The organism is Caballeronia sp. NCF2 (genome assembly GCF_023631205.1).
Classification (GTDB): Bacteria; Pseudomonadota; Gammaproteobacteria; order Burkholderiales; family Burkholderiaceae; genus Caballeronia; species Caballeronia zhejiangensis.
In genome coordinates this window covers 1-19,645 of the sequence record NZ_JALQDN010000094.1, presented here as the reverse complement: position 1 = coordinate 19,645, position 19,645 = coordinate 1, and the positions used below count along the sequence as shown (strand labels likewise).

General features: G+C 64.6%; 24 protein-coding genes. 9 read left to right on the top strand and 15 right to left on the bottom strand.

Annotated features, from left to right (window positions below; genetic code table 11):
- Window positions 1-8: 8 nt before the first annotated feature.
- The 7 genes from NCS02_RS33945 to NCS02_RS33915 are packed head-to-tail and all read right to left on the bottom strand — an operon-like array spanning window position 9 to window position 5,703.
- The gene (locus NCS02_RS33945) at window positions 9-1,298 is read right to left on the bottom strand and encodes an MSMEG_0569 family flavin-dependent oxidoreductase (protein WP_250442205.1); all 1,290 of its coding nucleotides are present in this window, start codon (window positions 1,296-1,298) and stop codon (window positions 9-11) included.
- A gap of 30 nt (window positions 1,299-1,328) precedes the next feature.
- Window positions 1,329-1,613, bottom strand: a complete 285-nt coding sequence (locus tag NCS02_RS33940) for an MSMEG_0570 family nitrogen starvation response protein (protein WP_008345717.1) — start codon at window positions 1,611-1,613, stop codon at window positions 1,329-1,331.
- 22 nt (window positions 1,614-1,635) lie between these two features.
- Complete coding sequence (locus NCS02_RS33935; protein ID WP_250520527.1) at window positions 1,636-2,586, bottom strand: sll0787 family AIR synthase-like protein; 951 nt, start codon at window positions 2,584-2,586, stop codon at window positions 1,636-1,638.
- Window positions 2,583-3,143, bottom strand: a complete 561-nt coding sequence (locus tag NCS02_RS33930; protein WP_175982167.1) for an MSMEG_0567/Sll0786 family nitrogen starvation N-acetyltransferase — start codon at window positions 3,141-3,143, stop codon at window positions 2,583-2,585. The genes NCS02_RS33935 and NCS02_RS33930 overlap by 4 nt, the downstream gene beginning before the upstream one ends.
- A gap of 1 nt (window position 3,144) precedes the next feature.
- Window positions 3,145-4,215, bottom strand: coding sequence for an MSMEG_0568 family radical SAM protein (locus tag NCS02_RS33925; protein ID WP_250520526.1), 1,071 nt, complete (start codon window positions 4,213-4,215; stop codon window positions 3,145-3,147).
- Entirely contained in the window at window positions 4,208-5,215 is a 1,008-nt protein-coding gene (locus NCS02_RS33920; protein WP_250520525.1) for a Nit6803 family nitrilase, read from the bottom strand. The genes NCS02_RS33925 and NCS02_RS33920 overlap by 8 nt, the downstream gene beginning before the upstream one ends.
- 5 nt (window positions 5,216-5,220) lie before the next feature.
- Complete coding sequence (locus NCS02_RS33915; protein ID WP_008345727.1) at window positions 5,221-5,703, bottom strand: MSMEG_0572/Sll0783 family nitrogen starvation response protein; 483 nt, start codon at window positions 5,701-5,703, stop codon at window positions 5,221-5,223.
- 401 nt (window positions 5,704-6,104) lie between these two features.
- Between NCS02_RS33915 and NCS02_RS33910 the strand changes: the two genes are divergently transcribed.
- On the top strand, window positions 6,105-7,496 hold the full coding sequence (locus tag NCS02_RS33910) for an aminotransferase-like domain-containing protein (RefSeq protein WP_008345729.1): 1,392 nt from the start codon (window positions 6,105-6,107) through the stop codon (window positions 7,494-7,496).
- 14 nt (window positions 7,497-7,510) lie between these two features.
- Here NCS02_RS33910 and NCS02_RS33905 read toward each other — a convergent pair whose 3' ends face one another.
- Together NCS02_RS33905 and NCS02_RS33900 are read right to left on the bottom strand one after the other, a co-directional pair.
- On the bottom strand, window positions 7,511-8,722 hold the full coding sequence (locus tag NCS02_RS33905) for a DUF2252 family protein (protein WP_250520524.1): 1,212 nt from the start codon (window positions 8,720-8,722) through the stop codon (window positions 7,511-7,513).
- Window positions 8,723-8,784: 62 nt separating this feature from the next.
- Window positions 8,785-9,804 carry an FUSC family protein gene (locus NCS02_RS33900; RefSeq protein ID WP_250442203.1) on the bottom strand — a complete coding sequence of 340 codons (1,020 nt, stop codon included), beginning with the start codon at window positions 9,802-9,804 and terminating at the stop codon, window positions 8,785-8,787.
- Between the two features lie 158 nt (window positions 9,805-9,962).
- Between NCS02_RS33900 and NCS02_RS33895 the strand changes: the two genes are divergently transcribed.
- Window positions 9,963-11,090 carry an L-dopachrome tautomerase-related protein gene (locus tag NCS02_RS33895; protein ID WP_250520523.1) on the top strand — a complete coding sequence of 376 codons (1,128 nt, stop codon included), beginning with the start codon at window positions 9,963-9,965 and terminating at the stop codon, window positions 11,088-11,090.
- 18 nt (window positions 11,091-11,108) lie between these two features.
- Here the strand turns inward: NCS02_RS33895 and NCS02_RS33890 are convergent, their stop codons facing one another.
- The 3 genes from NCS02_RS33890 to NCS02_RS33880 all read right to left on the bottom strand — a co-directional run bounded on the left by NCS02_RS33890 (window position 11,109) and on the right by NCS02_RS33880 (window position 12,325).
- Window positions 11,109-11,327 carry a hypothetical protein gene (locus NCS02_RS33890; RefSeq protein WP_250520522.1) on the bottom strand — a complete coding sequence of 73 codons (219 nt, stop codon included), beginning with the start codon at window positions 11,325-11,327 and terminating at the stop codon, window positions 11,109-11,111.
- A gap of 110 nt (window positions 11,328-11,437) precedes the next feature.
- A complete protein-coding gene (locus NCS02_RS33885) occupies window positions 11,438-11,782 on the bottom strand; it encodes a response regulator (RefSeq protein WP_250520521.1) in 345 nt (114 codons plus the stop codon).
- Between the two features lie 105 nt (window positions 11,783-11,887).
- Complete coding sequence (locus NCS02_RS33880) at window positions 11,888-12,325, bottom strand: CBS domain-containing protein (RefSeq protein ID WP_250458508.1); 438 nt, start codon at window positions 12,323-12,325, stop codon at window positions 11,888-11,890.
- A 140-nt stretch (window positions 12,326-12,465) separates the two neighbouring features.
- On the opposite strand from NCS02_RS33880, the gene coxB reads away from it, so the two are divergent.
- Genes coxB through NCS02_RS33845 form a run of 7 tightly spaced genes read left to right on the top strand, consistent with a single transcriptional unit; the run spans window position 12,466 to window position 18,851 of the window.
- Window positions 12,466-13,422: a cytochrome c oxidase subunit II gene (coxB, locus tag NCS02_RS33875; protein ID WP_284504556.1), complete on the top strand. Its 957-nt coding sequence runs from the start codon at window positions 12,466-12,468 to the stop codon at window positions 13,420-13,422.
- Entirely contained in the window at window positions 13,419-15,341 is a 1,923-nt protein-coding gene (gene ctaD / locus NCS02_RS33870; RefSeq protein WP_034471079.1) for a cytochrome c oxidase subunit I, read from the top strand. The genes coxB and ctaD overlap by 4 nt, the downstream gene beginning before the upstream one ends.
- Window positions 15,338-15,967 (top strand): cytochrome c oxidase subunit 3, encoded by a 630-nt coding sequence (locus tag NCS02_RS33865; RefSeq protein WP_250523634.1) that lies wholly within the window; start codon window positions 15,338-15,340, stop codon window positions 15,965-15,967. The genes ctaD and NCS02_RS33865 overlap by 4 nt, the downstream gene beginning before the upstream one ends.
- Complete coding sequence (locus NCS02_RS33860) at window positions 15,964-16,299, top strand: hypothetical protein (protein WP_033535647.1); 336 nt, start codon at window positions 15,964-15,966, stop codon at window positions 16,297-16,299. Before NCS02_RS33865 ends, NCS02_RS33860 begins: the two co-directional genes overlap by 4 nt.
- Window positions 16,278-17,204: a cytochrome c oxidase assembly protein gene (locus tag NCS02_RS33855; protein ID WP_250520520.1), complete on the top strand. Its 927-nt coding sequence runs from the start codon at window positions 16,278-16,280 to the stop codon at window positions 17,202-17,204. The genes NCS02_RS33860 and NCS02_RS33855 overlap by 22 nt, the downstream gene beginning before the upstream one ends.
- Window positions 17,205-17,208: 4 nt before the next feature.
- Window positions 17,209-17,571 (top strand): c-type cytochrome, encoded by a 363-nt coding sequence (locus NCS02_RS33850; protein WP_175982177.1) that lies wholly within the window; start codon window positions 17,209-17,211, stop codon window positions 17,569-17,571.
- 2 nt (window positions 17,572-17,573) lie between these two features.
- The gene (locus NCS02_RS33845) at window positions 17,574-18,851 is read left to right on the top strand and encodes a c-type cytochrome (protein ID WP_250437854.1); all 1,278 of its coding nucleotides are present in this window, start codon (window positions 17,574-17,576) and stop codon (window positions 18,849-18,851) included.
- 6 nt (window positions 18,852-18,857) lie between these two features.
- On the opposite strand, the gene NCS02_RS33840 is transcribed toward NCS02_RS33845, so the two are convergent.
- The 3 genes from NCS02_RS33840 to NCS02_RS36425 all read right to left on the bottom strand — a co-directional run bounded on the left by NCS02_RS33840 (window position 18,858) and on the right by NCS02_RS36425 (window position 19,479).
- Window positions 18,858-19,031 carry a hypothetical protein gene (locus NCS02_RS33840; protein WP_250442198.1) on the bottom strand — a complete coding sequence of 58 codons (174 nt, stop codon included), beginning with the start codon at window positions 19,029-19,031 and terminating at the stop codon, window positions 18,858-18,860.
- Window positions 19,032-19,103: 72 nt separating this feature from the next.
- Window positions 19,104-19,307 carry a CsbD family protein gene (locus NCS02_RS33835; protein WP_008345751.1) on the bottom strand — a complete coding sequence of 68 codons (204 nt, stop codon included), beginning with the start codon at window positions 19,305-19,307 and terminating at the stop codon, window positions 19,104-19,106.
- A 46-nt stretch (window positions 19,308-19,353) separates the two neighbouring features.
- The gene (locus tag NCS02_RS36425) at window positions 19,354-19,479 is read right to left on the bottom strand and encodes a hypothetical protein (protein WP_284507644.1); all 126 of its coding nucleotides are present in this window, start codon (window positions 19,477-19,479) and stop codon (window positions 19,354-19,356) included.
- Between the last annotated feature and the right edge of the window lie 166 nt (window positions 19,480-19,645).

Below are 19,645 nucleotides of genomic sequence, written 5' to 3'. Positions count from 1 at the left end.
AGCTTCCTTTACGCGCACGCGATCGACGCGCGCTCCGGCGCGTTTGCCCGCTCGGCGCACACCGCATCGACGATGTATTGCGCATCGCGCGCCACGCCGGAGAAGCGGCCCGAGCCCCACGTATGCAGCCACGGCAAGCCGACGAAATAGAGGCCCTTCACCGCCGTCACGCCGCGCGTATGCGATGGATAACCGCGTCCGTTGAACACCGGCGCATCGAGCCACGCGAAGTCCGGCGTGAACCCTATGCACCATACGATCGATGTGATCCCGCTCGCCTGCAGGTCGAGCTCCGCGCGCTCTTCCTGCGGCTGCCAGATGGGTACATAAGGCGCGGCGGGAGGCGCGTCGATGCCGTGCTTCGCGATGAAACCGTCGATGCTCGCGTTGATGCGGTTATAGGTATCGTCGGCGTCATCGAGATTCGCGCGCAGGTTGGTCGCGAAACGCAGCTTGCCGTCACGGAAGTCTTCGAGCCGGCCAAACAGTTCCATGCCTTCGAGCGCGAAGCGGCGCAGATCGATGTCGCGTCCGCCGTCGCGGCCCGTGACGTAATGATTGGTGTTGTCGCGCACGCCTTCGCGCAGCGGATGATCGGTCACGGGCATGTCGTAATAGCGCATGTCCGCGAGCCAGTCGACGACATCGCGACCGCGATGAAACCGCGCGCAACGCGGCGCCTCGCCGACCGCGAGATGAACCTTGCGTCCCGACAGATGCAGATCTTCCGCGATCTGCGCGCCTGACTGACCCGAGCCGACGACTAGCACCGCGCCGGGCGGCAGCGCACCGGCGTTGCGATATTCCGATGACTGCACCTGCACGATGTCAGCGGGCAGACGCTCGGCCATGCGCGGCACGATCGGCGTGTGATAGCCGCCCGACGCGACCACGATCTGATCCGCCGTGAACGCGCCGCGCGTGCTCGTCACGGCGAAGCGTCCTTGCGCGTCGCGCGTGACGCGCGTGACCGCCGCGCCCTCGAGCACCGGCGCATTCACCTTGGCGATGAACGCATCGAGATAGTCGATGATCTCGTCCTTCTTCATGAAGCCGTGCGGGTCCGCGCCCTGATACGGATGCCCCGGCAACGCGCATTGCCAGTTGGGCGTCACGAGGCAGAACGTGTCCCAGCGTTGCGTGCGCCATGTGTGCGTGACGCTGTGCTTCTCCAGCACGAGATGATCGATGCTGGCCTGCTTCAGGAAGTAGCTGGCCGAAAGCCCGGCCTGTCCGCCGCCGATGACGATCACGCTGTAATGCGCCGGCGCGGTCTGTGCTGAATCGATGTTCGACATATTCAATCCCTCTACCATTCGACAAGTGAGTCAATCGAGCGCCAGCACGGTGACCCGTGCCTCGTGCGCTTCGCTGAAGCGGCTCGCATCCTCTTCGATGCGCGCAAGCTGATCGAGCGCGGCCGAGCACGCGAAGCCGTATTTCTCCCGCACGCGCTCCGAGCCGATGTGCAGCGCCTCGCGCGAACGCGCGACGAAATCGCCGACGCTATAGCTTTCGCCTGCCGCGAAATACTCGCCGACGACCGTCGAAGGCGAATAGCAGTTCGCCTCGACGCCGTCGGGCCAACGAATCAGAAAATGCATCACTGGCATGGTGTAGCCTCGGTTGCGGGGTTCATCGCGCGCATATGAACGGCTCCTCGTGCAGGTTCCATAGCAACGCGGCATCGCCGTCGCGCGTCAACACGACTTCACGCGATGCATCCACTTCGCCGATCACCGCGCTCGCGAGATCGCGCGAAGCAAAGCGCGCGAGCACTTCATCGACCTGTTCGGGACGCACGGACAGCACGAAGCCGAAGCTCGGAAACGCCGTGAGCCAACGCTCGAAATCGACGCCTTCGGGACAGGGCAACGCATCGAGATCGATGCGCGCGCCGGCCTTCGAGCATTCGAGCAACATCAGCGCGGTGCCGAGCGCGCCCGCCATGCTGATGTCCTTCGCGGCATCGCACAGGCCGTCTTCGGCTAGCGCGGGCAGCAGTTCGTAATCGCCGCGCGCGCGGCCAGCAGGCGCGCTCACCGATGCATTCCAGAACGGATAAGGCTCCTCGAAACGGCCGCGCAAATCGACGGCCATCACGAGCGCATCGCCGGGGCGCGCGTCGAAGCTCGTCAAAAGCTTCCTGGCCCGCCCGACGATCGCCACCGCGAGCTGCGCGCGGTCGCTGCGCACGTTGCTATGGCCGCCGACGATCGGCACGCCATACGCCGACGATGCCGCCGCCATGCCCGCGAGCACCTCGGATGCCGCTTGCGCGTCGCCGCTCCACAGCGCATCGACGACGGCGAGCGGACGTCCGCCCATCGCGTAGATATCGCTCACGTTCACCATCACGCCGCTGTAGCCCGCGAACCACGGCATCGCGCGCACGAAGTCGCTCACCAGCCCTTCGATGGCGAAGAGCAGATAGCCGTCGCCATCGGGAATCGCGGCGCAGTCGTCGCCTATCGGCACGGCCTGAGCGCCTTCAGGCAGCCGCGACAACACGCCCGAGATATCGCTCTTGTGACGAAAGCCGCGACTCTCGCGCAAGCGTTCGACGAGACCGGCCAGCGCGTTCACGACGGCCTCCGCGCCAGCGCGACGAATCCGCTTTGCGGCGTGACGCACGGCGGATACGCATCGAGTTGCGCGCGCATCAGATGATGCGGGCGGCCGAAGAGCGTCTCTTCCCGCTGCGTGTCCCAGCGCAGACGCCGGAAAAGCGGCACGTTCTGCGCCTGCACATGCGCGAGAAAAGTCTCGCATCCGAGCGCGTGTGCGCTCGACACCGCGAGCCGGATCAGCGTCGAGCCGATCTTGCCGTGCGAACGGAAAGCGGCGTGCACGGCGAGCCGCGAGCCGAGCCACACCCGCGGCTGCGTCTCGTGGATGCGTACCGTGCCGACGACCTGCTCCGGCATGCCCGCGACGCAACTCAGCGCAACGAGCAGTTGCGCGCGTTCGTCGGTCTCGTCGCGATCGTCGCCGACGAACACGCCCTGCTCGATGCAGAACACCGCGCGGCGCAGCTTGTACGCTTCATCCGCTTCCCACGGCAGCGTCGCCCACTTGACGCGATATTCGACCGGCGTATAGGCGAGATCGAATGCATCGCCCTCGATGGCTTCGACGAACATGTCACACCTCGTACGAAGAAAGCGACGAGCACGCGCCGCATTTGCCGCAGCCCGCTTTGATATCGGCGGAACGCATGTTGGCGTTTGCGAGCATCGCGCCGATGGGCGCCAGCACCGAGCGCATGAATTCGGGCGTGGGCGCGGGATGATCTTCGAGCGGCGTGCCGCTGATCGGCACGAAGGGCACGACGAACGGATACACACCGAGCGCGATGAGCTCGCGCGCCGTATCGACGATGGCCTGCGCGCTGTCGCCGAGTCCCGCGAGAATGTACGTGCTCACCTGTCCGCGTCCGAATACGGCGACCGCCGCCTCGAAGGCTTCCATGTAACGCGCGACCGGCACCGTCGCCTTGCCCGGCATGATGCGTTCGCGCACGGAAGGCGTCACCGCTTCGAGATGCATGCCGAGCGTGTCGATGCCGCTTGCCTTCATGCGCTCGAACCAGCGATCGTCGTCGGGCGGCTCGCATTGCGCCTGGATCGGCAGATCGACCGCGGCCTTGATCGCGAACGCGCTTTCGCGAAGGATCTGCGCGCCGCGATCGGATGTGGGCGGCGTGCCGGTCGTGAGCACCATATGCTTGACGCCATCGAGAAGCACGGCTGCGCGCGCGACTTCGGCAAGCTGCTCCGGCGTCTTGCGCGCGATTGTGCGCCCCGCCGCGAGCGACTGGCCGATCGCGCAGAACCTGCACGACTTGCGCCGGCTCTCGTAGCGGATGCAGGTTTGCAGCACGGTCGTCGCGAGCACGTCGGCGCTATGCAGCGTCGCGATGTGCGAGTAAGGCACGCCGTCGAGCGTCTGCATCGCATAGAAGCGCGGCGTCTTCGGAAAGCTGATGCTCGCGATCGGAATGGTGTTGCGCATCAGCGCGCTCTTGCCGTTCGCATCGGGCTCCCCGGCGACGAACGGCGATTCCCACGCGGTGCTCGTATGCACGGGCACCATGATGGTCACGCCATCGACCGTGACCGCCTTGTGATCCGACGGTCCCGCGCCGCCGCGCCGGCTCGACACGCCCGCGCGCGGATCGACGAGCCGCAGGCCCGTCGACTGAAGCTCAGTCATCAATTGCCGTGTCGATGCCGGCAGGTTCTCTCGGGCGCTCATCGTGTTCGGTGTCCTTGAAGGAAGTGACGGGCGATGCCGGGCGATCGTTGATCGCGAGGCTCAGCAGTTCGGGCCGTGCGTAATGACCGACCGAATCCATCATGCGTTTGCGCTTCGTGATGAGCGCCATGTCGAGATCGGCGATCACCATGCCCTCGCCTTCGCGCAAAGGCTCGGCGAGATGCTGGCCTTCGGGCGAGACGATCGCCGTGTTGCAGCCGCCGCGCAGCGCGCGTTGCAGATTCGGGTCGGGCGTGACGGCTTCGATCTGCGCATCGGTGAGCCAGCCCGTCGCGTTGACGACGAAGCAGCCCGATTCGAGCGCGTGATGGCGGATCGTCACTTCGATCTGCTCCGCGAAGATCGGACCGACCAGCGAGCCGGGGAACTGGCTGCAATGGATCTCTTCGTGCTGCGTCATCAGCGCATAGCGCGCGAGCGGGTTGTAGTGCTCCCAGCACGCGAGCGCGCCGACTCGTCCGACGCCCGTTTCGACGACCTTGAGACCGGCTGCGTCGCCTTGTCCCCAGATCATGCGTTCATGAAACGTCGGCGTGATCTTGCGGCGCTTGAGCAGCAGCTTGCCGTCAATATCGAAGATGAGCTGCGTGTTGTACAGGCTGCCGTGATCGCGCTCGTTCACGCCGAGCACGACGACCATGTTCGCGAGCCGCGCGTGTTCGGCCACCGCCTGCGTGACCGGCCCCGGCACCACGACCGCTTCCTCGTAGAGCTTCATGTGATCCGCGCCCGATGCCACCGGCGCGCGCACGAACGAGAAATACGGGTAATACGGCACGAAGGTCTCGGGGAACACGATGAGCTGCACGCCCTGCGCCGCGGCTTCGTCGATGGCCGTGCAGACGCGGTCGAGCGTGCCGTTCGGACGCTCGAAGTCCGGCGTGATCTGCACGGCGGCGGCGCGCACGATGCGCTTTTTCGAAAGGGCATCGGCCATGATCGTCACACGGTCCACGTATGGATGACGAGCGCATTCTCCTTGCGATGAAGCAACTGGAGATCGAGCACGTCGAGCGGGTTGATCGGACGAATGCCTTCGATCAGCGAGGCTTCGCCGTGTCCGTAAAGCGCCTGCAATGCGAAGCGGCACGCGTACACCTTGCCGCCTTCGGCCATGAACTTCTGCAGTTGCTTGTTGAAGTTGAGATGGCCGGGGAAGGCTTCGTCGCCGAGCGTCGGAAAACCGCGTTGCAGACCGAGCGTGACGCCGGGACCGTAGAGCAGCACCGACGTATCGAAACCCTTGCGTTGCAGACGCGTGGCCTGCAGCATGTTCACGAAGCCGATCGAGCCTTCGAACGCAACCGTATGAAACGTGACGAGCGCCTTTTCGCCGGGTTCGGCCTTCACATCCTCGAAGACTTTCTCTTCGTAGTCGACCAGAAAGTCGCCGTTCTTGTGAAGCGGTTGATTGACTGCGGGCATGGCATTCTCCGATGTATGGGTTCGCGAACGAGCCGTCGCTCTCGATCGTGGTCGATCGCATTCATCGCGACGGCGAACGCTAAAACGCAACGGATATGCCAATGATTGGCCCGCGAAATGCAATCACTTTGCAATCAAGCAAAACGATCTTGCATGCGGGAAGCGAAAATTTTTTGCGGAAGCCTTGATTCACGGGCCTTCGCGACGCGCCGCCTCGCTCATGCCCGCCTACCCCACGCACGATTTCAGCGCAGAAAAGCGTGTGCATGGTGCGCGGCACACCGAAGCCGTGCATCGATGCGATCAATGCAATCAAGTGCGATCAACGCATGCGATCTCTTTTCGATCGATTGTTTTGTCATGCTAAGGTCATCCGAACCATCGCCGGAGACATCGCGGTCATGAATCAGCTTGCGCATCACTGGGTCAGGAAGCTTGAAGACAGCAGAAAGCCCGCTTATCTGACGATTCCCGATCTGATCGAGGAAGACTTGGCGAGCGGCCGGCTTCGTCCGAGAGACCGGCTGCCCGGTCTGCGCGACCTCGCCGATCTGCTCGGGCTCAACTACACGACCGTCGCGCGCGCGTATGCCGAAGCGCGCAAACGCGGCCTGCTGGATTCACGCGCAGGCAGCGGCACGTTCGTGCGCGGCAGGACGCAGACCTTGCCGCTCGCGGGCGGCAGCAGTGTCGAGATGTCGATGAACATGCCACCCGAACCGCCCGCGCTCGCGGCGCGGCTGCGTGCATCGGCGGCGAGTCTGATGGAACGAGCCGATCCGTTTCAGTTGCTGCGCTATCAGGACTTCGGCGGCACGACGGCGGATCGCGTTGCGGGCCGCGAGTGGCTCAAGGCGCGCATTCCCGATGTCGATGTCGATACCGTGCTCGTCTGTCCCGGCATTCATGGCGCGCTCGTCGCGCTCGTTTCGCAGCTTGCGCGGCCGGGTGAAATGATCTGTCTGGATTCGCTCGCTTATCCGGGGATCAAGGCGATCGCATCGCAACTGGGCGTGCGTCTGCAAGCCGTGTTGCGCGACGATGAAGGACCGCTGCCGCATGCGTTCGAGGCATTGTGCCGAACGGAAAAGCCCGGCGGCTTCTATTGCAATCCGACCTTGCAGAATCCGAGCACGTTGACGTTGACGCGGCAGCGGCGCGAAGCGCTGGCCGATGTGGCCTTGCGTTATAACGTCCCGATCATCGAGGACGAGCCTTACGGCATGTTGCCTTGCGATGCACCCGCCACGCTTGCCGAACTCGCACCCGAACTGACGTATCACGTAACCGGCTTATCGAAGACGCTTGGCGCGGGGTTGCGTGTCGCGTATCTGAAGGCGCCGACGTCGCGGCAGACTCAGCGCATCGCGGGAGCGTTGCGGGCGACGTCGGTCATGCCGAGCCCGTTCACCGTGCTGCTCGCAACGCAATGGATCAACGATGGCACCGCCGCCGACGTGCTCGATTCCATTCGCGATGAAGCGGCGGCGAGGCAGGCTATCGCGTCGGCGGAGCTTCGAGGTCTCGCCTTCGACGCGGATCCGCAAGGGTTTCATCTCTGGCTGCCCGTGCCTTCGATGTCCGACTGGAGCGCGCCGGAACTCGCGTTGCAGTTGCGCAATCAAGGCATCGGCGCGGTGGCCGGCGCCGCGTTCTCTACCGATGGCAATCCGCCGAATGCGCTGCGGCTGTGTCTCGGCGGGCCACAGGATCGCGAGGATTGCCGCGAAGCGCTAAGGCGCGTGGCGGACATGATGGCCGATCCGCATCATCTGCATATGCCGATGCTTTGAAGCGATGCGTACCCTCACGCGTCGGTCGCGTAACGACGGCAATGCTCGAGGTAGCCCGCTTCGTGGTTGCTCACCAACTGCACGATGCTGTTCCAAAGCCATAGCGGCGCGTCGATGGTCTTCGATCGATTGCGGCCGAGTTCGGCTCGCCACTCGCGCTTCGTTGCGTCGTCCATCTGACGCGCATGCGCCTTGCCTACGACACCCGCGAGATAATGCGCGACGTGCATCGCGTCATCCTTGCCGAGTTGCTCGATCTCGAGTTTCATGTCCTGCGGCAACAACTCGCGGATCACCACGCCGCGATCGAGCAGGCGGGCCGCGCGCATGCGTTCACCGAGAAACGGCGACAGGTTTCGCGCGCCTTCGAGGACGCGCAAGGCGTTGTCGCGCGGCATCGCGACGTCGTCGTAACGGGGCGCGGCGGCCTTCACGCCTTCCTTGATGTCCATCAGACACAGGTCGTCGCCTTCGACGACGCCACCATCGACATCGAGCAGGACCGCATAACGCAGACGGCCGAGCGAGCTGCAACCCTTCACCCAGTACGCCGCGTCCAGCACGACGATCTCGCCCGAATCCTTGCGTCCCTTCAGGCTCGTCGGCAGGCTTGCGATGTCCTCATCGGCGAAGAGCGCTTCGATCGCCTTTCGCTCGTCTCCGGCAAGCGGCCAGAAGCGTTTGCCCAAGGGAATCGTCGGATGCAGGTCCTCGATGCGCTCGCGCGCGAGATGCTGCCACGATCGATGCACGGCTTCCTTCATCGTCACGTGAACGGGTTCGGGACGCTTGATGTCGATGACTTCATCCGCGAATGCCGATTCATATCCTGCGGCCAGCGCCTCGATCATTCGCACGACGTTCAGCCCCGACAACGATGATCCGCGCGCAGCCGTCGCAAGCGACAAGCCCAGACGAACGACGTCATGCACCGGGTTGCCGATCACCGTCTGATCGAGGTCGCGAATCTGGATTTCCACTTTGCCTTTGGCATTGGCAATCGGTCCGAGATTGCCTGTGTGGCAGTCGCCGCAAATCCACACCGCCGGGCCGCGAGGCAACGAATCGCCGTTCGCCTCCATCACCCACTCATAGAATCGTTCGGTATTGCCCCTGACGTACGCGTGCGGCGAGCGCGCCATTTTGCAACGGCGCAGTTCGGTCAGAAGCGCCTGCCGGTCATCGGGCGCGGGCATGCCTTTGTTCGCTTTGCTGTTCTTGCTCATATCCGATTGCCGTAGGTGGTCGGAAGACAGAGCAGATGGTGTGCCGTCGTCTTGCAAACGGCTTACGCGGATCGATCGAAGCGTGTTTCCAGCACGCCGGCGATATTCGCGAGATTCGCCTTGATCTGTTCCAGTGCGAACGACAGCGTCGACAACGCCTGCAACTGCCGTGAGTCGTTCGCGTAGCCGAGAATCACGTTCGCGATATCCGATTGGACGGCAGCGGACGCATCGTTCAGCGGCCCGAGGAAGCGTTCGGCAGGCGGCAGCGGTGCGCCGCCGCGCATCCATGCAGCCAGTGCCTGCAGATAGCCGCTTGCGCAATCGCGCACGAGTTCGATGCGCTCCGCGAGCGGCTCCGTTTCCTCGTTCGTCAGCCAGCCGCATTGCGATTGCCCGATGCGATCGAGCAGCACCAGTCCATGCCATAGCGTTTCGAAAGCGACGAGCGCGGCGCCGAGCGACGATCCGGTTTCGAAGCGCGCACGCACGCGCGTCTCGCCGCAGACCGCGCGCGCTTCGACGAGATGGCGCAGAAAGCGCTCATGCAGCGCATCGACGCGTTCGCGGTTTTCGAGCGGACCGAGGATCGGCATCGTCGCGAGCAACGCACGGCAGTCATCGAGAAGCTCGCCCATGATCTCGAAGGCGCGCGAACGCGACAGTTGCGGCCACACGCTCGACGACACACCGATGCCGATGGCCGCGCCCAGCGCGATCGCTTCGGCGCGCGACACCGCGCCTGCAACGCCCGCCGATGGTTCGAGCGCGAGCGCCGCCGCCACGACGATGCTGTAGTTCGTCGTCGGGAAGAGCGTCGACGCAAGGCATGTGACGAGCGTCGCAAGACCGAGTCGCGGGAAGGCATCGGCGGCATCGGGAAAGAAATGCAGCGTCGCGAGGCCCACCACGGTGCCGATTGCCGCGCCGATCATCTGGCCTACGCCGTACTTGAGGCTGCGGTCGAAGCTCACCTGCAGCGCGAACAGGCTGGAAAAAACGCCCCACGTTGTACTCGATGAACCGATGAAATTCATGCACGCATACGTCAGCACGCTCGCGATGAGCGATTGCACGCACATGCGCAGCGCATCGAACCGGCCGATGCGTCGGGGGCGTCTTCGTATGATTGTCAATTCGGCTTGAGTCGCTGAGAGGTTTGCACGATGCGAGCATCGCCTGTGCCCATGCCACGGCATTGCGATTGCTGAAATGGCGCATCCCCGAATCGGAGCCGATCATGAGACCGCTCGTCAAAACCCTCCTCGTTCTGAGCCTCGCCGCCCTCTCGCCGATGGCCAGCGCAGAGGAAACCGCCAGCCGACACGACCGGCAACGCGGCGATGCCAGGCTTCAGCTCGTCGCGACCTTCGAGCATCAAGTGACCGGCGTCACCGTGACGCCCGATGGCCGCACGTTCGTCAACTTTCCGCGCTGGACGGAAGACGCGCCGATATCCGTCGCCGAGCTCGGCAGCACCGGCGACCTGCGACCCTATCCCGATGCCGATTGGAATAGCTGGCGCAATTCACGTCGCGATGAAGTCACGCCGCAGGATCACTGGGTCTGCGTTCAGTCCGTCGTCGCGGACAAGCGCGGCAATCTGTGGGTCATCGATCCGGGTGCGCCGGCGCAGTCGCTCGTCGTGCCGGGCGCGCCGAAGCTCGTGCAGATCGATCTGGCATCGAACCGCGTCGCGCATGTCTATTCGTTCGATGAAACGATCGCACCGCAAGGCAGCTATCTCAACGATGTCCGCCTCAGCCCGGACGGCCGCTTCGTCTATATCACCGATTCGGGCGTGCGCGGCGCGATCGTCGTTGTCGATACGGCGTCCGGCTCGGCGCGCCGCGTGCTCGACGGCGACCCGAGCACGCAGGCCGACAAGAGCGTGACCGTGAAGGTCGACGGCAAGCCGCTGCAGCAGACCGACGGACGGCGCGTGAGCTTTTCCGCCGACGGCATCGCGCTGACGCCCGATGGGCGCTATCTGTACTGGCAGGCGGTGAAGGGCAAGACGCTGTATCGCATCGCGACCGACGCGCTTCAGAACGCGCAGTTGAGCGCGCAGCAGGTTTCGTCGCGCGTCGAAGCGGTCGGCATCGACGGTCCCGCGGACGGTCTCTGGTTCGACGAGCGCGGACGGCTTTACGTGTCGTCGGTCGAACATCACGCGATCCGCGTGCGTGACGGCGATCGCTTCACGACGCTGCTGCGCGACAAGCGTCTCGTCTGGCCCGACACGTTCTCGGAAGGCGCGGACGGCACGATCTACGTCACGGATTCGCGCATTCCCGACATGAGCTGGTTCGACCCGCAAAGCCCCGTCGCGTTACCGACGCGGCTCTATGCGATCAGGGGACGCTAGCGAATGCCGTCTTCGTCGCTAGCTGACGAAGACAATCTCCTGAACATATGAACTGCTGCAAGTGAAATGGGCGATGCGTCCGATGCGCAAGTGAAGAAGCACTTGCTCGAGTCCGTGGACTTCCGTGCCGTCCTTCTGCTGGCCGACGACGTTCGCGCGGCTCGCCTCGGGCCCGTTGCGCTTCAGATCGATGATGCGGCGGATGGCGCCCTGCGTGTTGGTGAAGTATCGGTTCATGAAGGCAGCACGTGCGTTGTCGTGCTGCGATCGTAGCGTCGCTCACCTCAAGCGAATGTTATGCAGGATACGTAGCCGCGCGATCCGCGCAACGTCGCACGCACGGCGCCTCAGCAGCTTCGGATGACATCCGTGAGTTCCGATGCGGTAACGGGCTTGCGCAGATAGCCGTCGAATTGACGCGATGAATCCATGTCGAATCCGCGCGTACCGGTCACCGCGACGATGCACGCCTCCGTCGATGCGCCCGCACAGCGCACGAATTCGCAGAGCTTGCGTCCGTCGATATCCGGCAAGCCGATATCCATGAACACGGAGTCGTAGCGAGTCTGGCCTGTCATGCGCAGCGCCTCGCCGCCGGTACGCGCGACGTCCGCGTGATGGCCGAGCGAGGCGGCCAGTTCGGCGAAAGCCGCGGCGACGTTTACATCATCTTCGACGAACAGAAACAGCATTGTCGATTCCGGCCGATTGCGGCCGGCTCCCGGTGTTTGAAGGGACGCGCATCCTGTCGCAACGCGAGCAAATCCCGTACCGCTCGGACGGACTTCGACACGACGCTATTTCCGTTCATCGCGACTCGGCACGGACGGCGTCGATATCGCGCCGAGCGTCGACGCAACTTCGCCGTCCGACCATGTCGCGATATCTCCCAGCGCAAGCATCCCGACGAGTTGCTTTTCTCCGTTCACGACGGGCATACGGCGTATCTGCAACCGTTCCATCCGGCGCATCGCGTCTTCGATATCGTCGCTCTCGAAGCACCATTCCACCGGCTCGCTCGCCACTTCCTGCACGGCGCACGAAGCATCCTTGCCCGCCGATACCGCGCGAACCACGATATCGCGATCCGTCACGACGCCCTTGAGCCGCGTGCCGTCGCATACCGGCAGCGCGCCCACGTTCAATTCGTCCATCAGCTCGGCCGCGCGGCGAATCGTGTCGCCCGACGCGATCGCCTGAACGTCTCGTGTCATTACATCGGCTACCTTGGTCATGACATTCTCCCGTCTGAATCACGCTGTTCTCGCGATGAGAGAAACAGCATCCGTCATGCCCTCGTCTCGCGTCAGCGTGCGGCACGCCGATTGCTAATCAGGTCGCACGTCCGCTTTCTGTCCATAGAGACGATGCACCCATGCAAAGCGCATTGACGCCCGCGGGCATTCAAGCCAGCCGCATTCTCGACCTGTGGCATCTGACGCTGGCCGTCTGCTGCGTTGTGTTCGCGGCGATTCTGCTCGCGTGTCTCATCGCGATGATGCGCGCGCCTCGCGCGAATCGCGCAACGCCTGCGGATCTCTCCGCTGTCGGGCATCGCGAGCCGCGCGTGCGCTTCTGGGTCGTCGCCGCGACGGGCGTGTCCACGTTTCTGCTCTTCGGTCTCGTTCTCGCCGATGTCCTCACGGACCGCGCGCTCTCGCGCCTGCCCGTCGACAACGCGTTGCGCATCGAGATGACGGGTTATCAATGGTGGTGGCAGGTGCGCTACGCGAACGATGGCGACGCGCCCGGCTTCACGCTCGCCAACGAACTCCATGTGCCGGTCGGACGGCCGGTGGTCGTGTCGCTGAAAGCCGCCGATGTGATCCACACGTTCTGGGTGCCGAATCTTCATGGCAAGAAAGACATGATTCCCGGCCGCGATGCGACCATCGAGTTTCGCGCGGACAGGGCGGGCGTGTATCGCGGACAATGCGCCGAGTTCTGCGGTTACGAACACGCGTTGATGGCGTTTCAGGTCATCGCCGATCCGCCTGCACAGTATGAAGCGTGGGCGGCCCGTCAGCGCCAGCCGTCCATCGCGCCATCGGACGACATCGCCGTGCGCGGCCGCGACGTGTTCATGAGCCAGGACTGCGCGCGCTGTCACACCGTGCGCGGCACCGAAGCGCAAGGCACGATCGGCCCCGATCTCACGCATGTCGCGAGCAGGCAGTTCATCGCGGCCGGGACGCTTTCCAACAATCGCGGCAATCTCGCCGGATGGATCGTCGATCCGCGCGCGCTCAAGCCCGGCACCGTCATGCCGTCGACGCGCCTGCCGCCCGCCGATCTGCAAGCGCTGCTCGTCTGGATGGAGATGCTCAAATGAGTGAAGCACCGCTGACAGACGGTCCGCACGCATCGCCCGAAGTGCGCGATGCGCTCGCGAAAACCTGGAGCGATCCGCCGGGCTTCATCGGCATGTTGAGCGCGGTCAATCACAAGACGATTGCGCGACGCTTCATCGTGACGACCTTCGTGTTCTTCGTGCTCGCAGGCTTGCTCGCACTCGCGATGCGCACGCAGCTCGCGCGTCCGGATCAGCGGCTGATCGGCCCGAACCTCTACAACGAACTCTTCACGATGCACGGCACGACGATGATGTTCCTCTTCGCCGTGCCGGTGATGCAGGCCGTCGCCGCGTACCTCGTGCCTTTGATGATCGGCGCGCGCAGCATCGCATTTCCGCGCATGAACGCGTATGCGTATTGGGTGTTCCTGTTCGGCGGCTTGCTGCTGTTCGCCGCGCTCGCCGTGAACACCGCGCCGAACACCGGCTGGTTCAGCTACGTGCCGCTCGCCGGTCCCGACTACTCGCCGAACAAGGGCACCGACATCTGGGCGCAGATGATTACCTTCACCGAGCTTTCCGGCCTGCTCGAAGCGGTGGTTCTCATCACGACGATCTTCAAGCTGCGCGCGCCCGGCATGTCGCTCAACCGCATGCCGCTCTTCGTTTGGGCGACGCTCGTGACGCAGTTCATGGTGATCTTCGCGATGCCCGCCGTCATGCTGTGCAGCACAGCGCTGATTCTCGACCGCCTCGTCGGCACGCATTTCTATAACCCGGCGAAGGGCGGCGACGTTTTGCTGTGGCAACACCTCTTCTGGTTCTTCGGCCATCCCGAGGTGTATCTGATCTTCATTCCGCCGCTCGGCTTCATCTCGTCGATCATTCCGACGTTCGCGCGCCGCCCGATATTCGGCTATCCGGCGATGGTGCTTTCGCTCATCGCCACGGCGTTTCTCGCCTTCGGGCTGTGGGTGCATCACATGTTCGCGACGAACATTCCCGAGCTCGGCAAGAGCTTTTTCACGGCGGCGAGCCTGATGATCGCGATTCCATCGGCGATACAGATCTTCTGCTGGATCGGCACGCTATGGACCGGCAAGCTCAATCTGCGTGTGCCGCTATTGTTCGTCCTCGCGTTCTTCTTCATCCTCGTGATGGGCGGCATGACCGGCATCATGGTCGCGTCGGTGCCGCTCGACCTCCAGGTTCACGATACGTACTTCGTCGTCGCGCATCTGCATTACGTGCTGCTCGGCGGCGCGGTGTTTCCGCTCTTCGGCGCGTTCTTCTACTGGTTTCCGAAATTCGCGGGACGCTTGCTCGACGAGCGGCTCGGCAAATGGCAATTCTGGCTGTTCTTCATCGGCTTCAATGTGACCTTCTTTCCGATGCATCTGCTCGGACTCGAAGGCATGCCGCGGCGCGTGTGGACGTATCCGCACGGCATGGGCTGGGACGGCATGAATTTCACGGCGACGATCGGCGCTTACATGATCGCGTTGAGCGTGCTGCTTTTCATCGTCAATGTCGTGAAGACGATGCGCAGCGACGAACGCGCCGCCGCCGATCCGTGGGGCGCGGGCACGCTCGAATGGAGCGTGCCGTCGCCGCCGCCGCCGCATAACTTCGATGCGATTCCGGTCGTGCACGGACGCGATCCGCTGTGGGAGCCGTCCGCGCAACCGGCCTTCGTCGCGGGTCTCGCCGCCGATGCGCGCGAAGTGCTCGTGACGAGCGTGCTCGATGCGCAGCCCGATCATCGGCCGATGTTTCCAACGCCCTCTCTGTGGCCGTTCGCAAGCGCCGTCGCCACGACGATTCTGTTCATCGGCTCGATCTACACGCCGTGGGCGATCGTATGGGCGTCGCTGCCGGTCGCCGTGGCGATGATCGGCTGGTTCTGGCCGAGTCGCGGCGAGAACCGGCTCGCGGTCGCGCGGGAGCGCCGGCCATGAACGCCGAAACGCGCCGCGAAGCGCACGGCACCGGCGAGCTCGTGCTCGACGTGCGCGCGTTGCCGACCTTCGCCTTCAGTCACCGCAGCCTCATGTGGTGGAGCACGGCCGGCCTGATGCTGATCGAAGGCACGGTGTTCGCCATCGCGGTGATGATGGTCTTCTATCTGCGCACGCGCGCCCCCGCCTGGCCGATGGCGGCCGAGCCGCCGCGTCTTTTCTGGGGCACGCTCAACACGGTCGTGCTGCTCGCCAGCTTGTGGCCGAACCAGCTCGCGAAGAACGCGGCGGAACGTGGCGATCGCCGGAAAGCGGCGATCTGGCTCGCGGTGTGCCTGGGCGCATCGGTGATTTTCCTCGTGATACGCGGATTCGAATTCGCATCGCTCAACGTGAGCTGGTACGCGAACGCGTATGGCTCGGTCATCTGGCTGCTGCTCGGTCTGCACACGACTCACCTCATCACCGATACCGTCGATACGGCCGTGCTCACGGTGCTGCTCTTTACGGGGCCGTTCGAGGGCAAGCGGCTCGTCGATGTCAGCGAAAACGCGCTCTATTGGTACTTCGTCGTGTTGAGCTGGCTGCCGATCTACGGCGTCTTCTATTGGGCGGCGCGGCTATGAAAACCTGGCTCGCGCTGCTCGGCGCTCCGTTCATCGTTCTCGCCTGTCTCAGCTTGAACTACGCGCTGGTGACGCCCGCGTGCCGGCTCGGAGGCCATGCGTTGCTCGACGGCGTGAGCGGCGCGAGCGCGATCGTCTGCGTGGCCGCGACGCTGCTCGCATGGCAGCGCTGGCGCGACGCGCGGCGTAAGCTCGCCCTGCCGACGCCCGATACCGGCGACCGTCCGGCACGCGCCGGTTTCATCGCGGCGGTCGCAGCCGGTGTGGGCGCGCTGTCGGTGCTTTCCGTGATCGCGATTTCGATACCGCAATGGCTACTGTCCGCCTGCTGAAATGCGCGCTGCCTTGCGTGCTCCTGTCGTCCGCCGATGGGTATGCCCACGTCGCAGCGACGGAGGCATCGCCGCTCGCGTGGACGTTCGAACCGTGGATCGTCGCCGTGCTGGCGGCGAGCCTGACGCTCTATCTCGCCGGCTATCTGAAGCTGCACAAGCGCGGCGCGCAAGGCCGTCGCGAGCGGACCGCGAAGCTGATCGCGTTCGCCGCCGGATGGTCGACGCTCGTCGTCGCGCTGGTTTCGCCGCTGCACGCATTGAGCGAATGGCTCTTCTCCGCGCACATGCTGCAGCACGAGCTCTTCATGCTCGTGGCCGCGCCGCTGCTCGTCATCGGCCGGCCGCTCGCCGTGTGGCTCTGGGCGTTTCCCGCGAACGCGAGAGCGCGCATCGGCGCGGCGACGCGTTCACGCTGGATCAAACTGCCATGGCGCTTCCTGACCTTGCCCGTCGTCGCGTGGACGTTGCACGCCGCCGCGCTGTGGTGCTGGCACGCGCCGCGCTTCTTCGAGGCGGCGCTCGCGCGCCCCGGCATCCACACGCTTCAGCACGCCAGTTTTCTGGCGAGCGCGCTGTTGTTCTGGTGGACGGTGTTCGGCCGCGCATCGGAAGCACAGGGCGCATCCAATGCCCACGCGATGCTTTCCCTCTTCACGACGATGGTCCACACCGGCGCGCTCGGTGCGCTGCTGACGCTCGCGCCGGGTGTCTGGTATCCGTCGTGCATCGAGACGACGCGCGCCCTCGGCTTCGATCCCTTGCAGGATCAGCAACTCGGCGGTCTGGTGATGTGGGTTCCGGGCGGGCTTGCGTATCTGATCGGCGGATTGCTCGTCGGCGCGCGCTGGCTGATGCGGCGGCCGCCGCCGCGCGCCGTCGCCGACGTGGCCAGCGAAGGATGAGCACATGCACACGACTCCAATCGCGCTCCTTCTGATCGCTACGCTCGCCGCTTGCCAGGACAAGCCGCCTTCGGCCGACGCGATCACCGGCGGCAATCCGCGACACGGCCTCGATGCGATCCAGCGTTACGGCTGCGGCGCGTGTCACCGGATCGACGGCGTGCCGGGCGCTTACGGCAAGGTCGGACCGACGCTGCAAAACATCGGCGAACGGGCTTATGTCGCGGGCAAGCTGCCGAACACACCGGAGAATCTGCAGACATGGATCCGTTTTCCGCAGCGCATTTCACCGCAGAGCGCGATGCCCGATCTGGGCGTCGGCGAAATCGATGCGCGTGACATCGCCGCATACCTGTATCACCAATAACGATGAACGTATCCCGCTTCCTCTCCGTTCTGCTTCTGTGGCCGCTCGCCGTCATGGCGGACGACAGGGCGTCGCCATCGCCCGAACTGATTGCGCGCGGCGCGTATCTCGCCAAAGCCGCCGACTGCGCCGGATGCCATACCGCGCCCTCGAACGGCGCGCCGTATGCGGGCGGGCTCGAGATGACGTCGCCGTTCGGCACCATCGTCAGCAGCAACATCACGCCGGATCGCGAGACGGGTATCGGCACATACAGCTACGAGGACTTTGCGAAGGCGTTGCGCGAGGGCGTCGCGCCGGGCGGCAAGGGGCTTTATCCCGCGATGCCGTATCCGGCGTTCGTGAAGATCAGCGACGACGATCTGCGCGCGCTCTACGCCTACATGATGCATGGCGTGCCGCCCGTGAATCACCGGCCGCCGGAAACGAAAGTACCCTTTCCGTTCAACCAGCGCTGGGCGTTGCCTCTGTGGCGCATGGCGTTCGCGCCGAAGCAGCGGTTTGAACCGCACGCCGATCGCGATGCGAGCTGGAATCGCGGCGCCTATCTCGTGCAGTCGCTCGGGCATTGCGGCTCGTGCCACACGCCGCGCGGGATCGCATATCAGGAACGCGGATACGACGAGTCATCGAAAACGTTCCTCTCCGGCGGCGTCAACGACAACTGGTTCGCGCCGAATTTGCGCGGAGATTCCGGCTCGGGGCTCGGGCGCATCGCGCAGGACGATATCGCCGCGTTTCTCAAGACGGGCCACGGCGCGGGCATGGCCGCATTCGGCAGCATGGTCGAAACGATCGAGGACAGCACCCAATACCTGACCGATGACGATCTGCGCTCGATCGCCGTCTATCTGAAGACGCTGCCCGCGACCGGCGCGGCGGACGGCGTGTTCGATCCGTCGCTTGCGTCGCCGGGACGTCTCAAGACGCGCGCGCCCGACGTTGCGCCCGAACAGGGCGCGGCGGTCTATGCGGGGTTTTGCGCGCAGTGTCATCGAAGCGATGGCAAGGGCGTGCCGAATGCGTTTCCCGCGCTGGCGGGCAATCCCTCGGTCATCAGCGAAGATACGACCTCGCTGATCCGGCTGCTCGTCGAAGGCGGCAACAGCCCCGCGACGATCCACGGCCCGCCACGTCAGGCGATGCCGCCCTTCGCCGGACGCCTCACCGACGTACAGATCGCGCAAGTGCTCACGTATGTGCGCGCGTCGTGGGGCAACGACGCGCGCCCGGTCACGGCCAACGACGTGGGATCGTTTCGCGCGACCATCCACAAATGACGTGCGTTACTCCGGCGTGCCCGCGCCCTCGTTCGGCTTGACTTCGGAAAGGTCGTCCTTCCGCACTTCGGCTTCGCGCACGGTCGTGCCTTCGTCGTCCGTTTCGGAGACATCGGTGGTGAAGGTTTCGTCGTCGGAGGGCTTCTGGTCCCGTCCGCTTTGCTGGGATGGCGTGCTCATGTTCGATGCTCCTTACGGTTACGGCGGCCGCACCATACGGCCACTCTTGTTTCAACGCTTGCGCGCTATCGATTACTCGTTGGTCGGATCGCCCGGGTCTTCCACGCCCTTTTCGATGTTGTCCTTCTGATCGCCATAGTCCTTGCGATTGGCGCCGTTGGTAATTTCGACATCGCCTTTCACCTTGCGATCTTCATTGCCCGTCACGGTGCCGATGGCCGTATCGGTCCAGCCTTTGATCTGTTCCTTGATCCCTTCCCTTTGATCCTTGTTCATCGTGTGCTCCTGTGTGATGGACAAATGGCGATGACAGCCGATGCCTTCAGCGCGCCGCGCGTCCGCGAATCAGCGCCGCGATCGCGAAGCCCGCGCCGAGCGCGACGTAGGTCATCGCGAGCGAGCGCTTCGACAGATGAGCTTCGAAGCCGGGCGTGACTCGTTTGGGCACGGCGTGGTAATCGACGACATAGGCGACGAGCGCGGTCGTCGCGGCGGGGGGGGGGGGGGGGGGGGGGGGGGGGGGGGGCCGCCCGCCCCCCCCCCCCCCCCCCCCCCCCCCCCCCCCCCGATGGGGCCTATGAGGGCACTCTTTAGGCAGCCCACGATGGACGAGA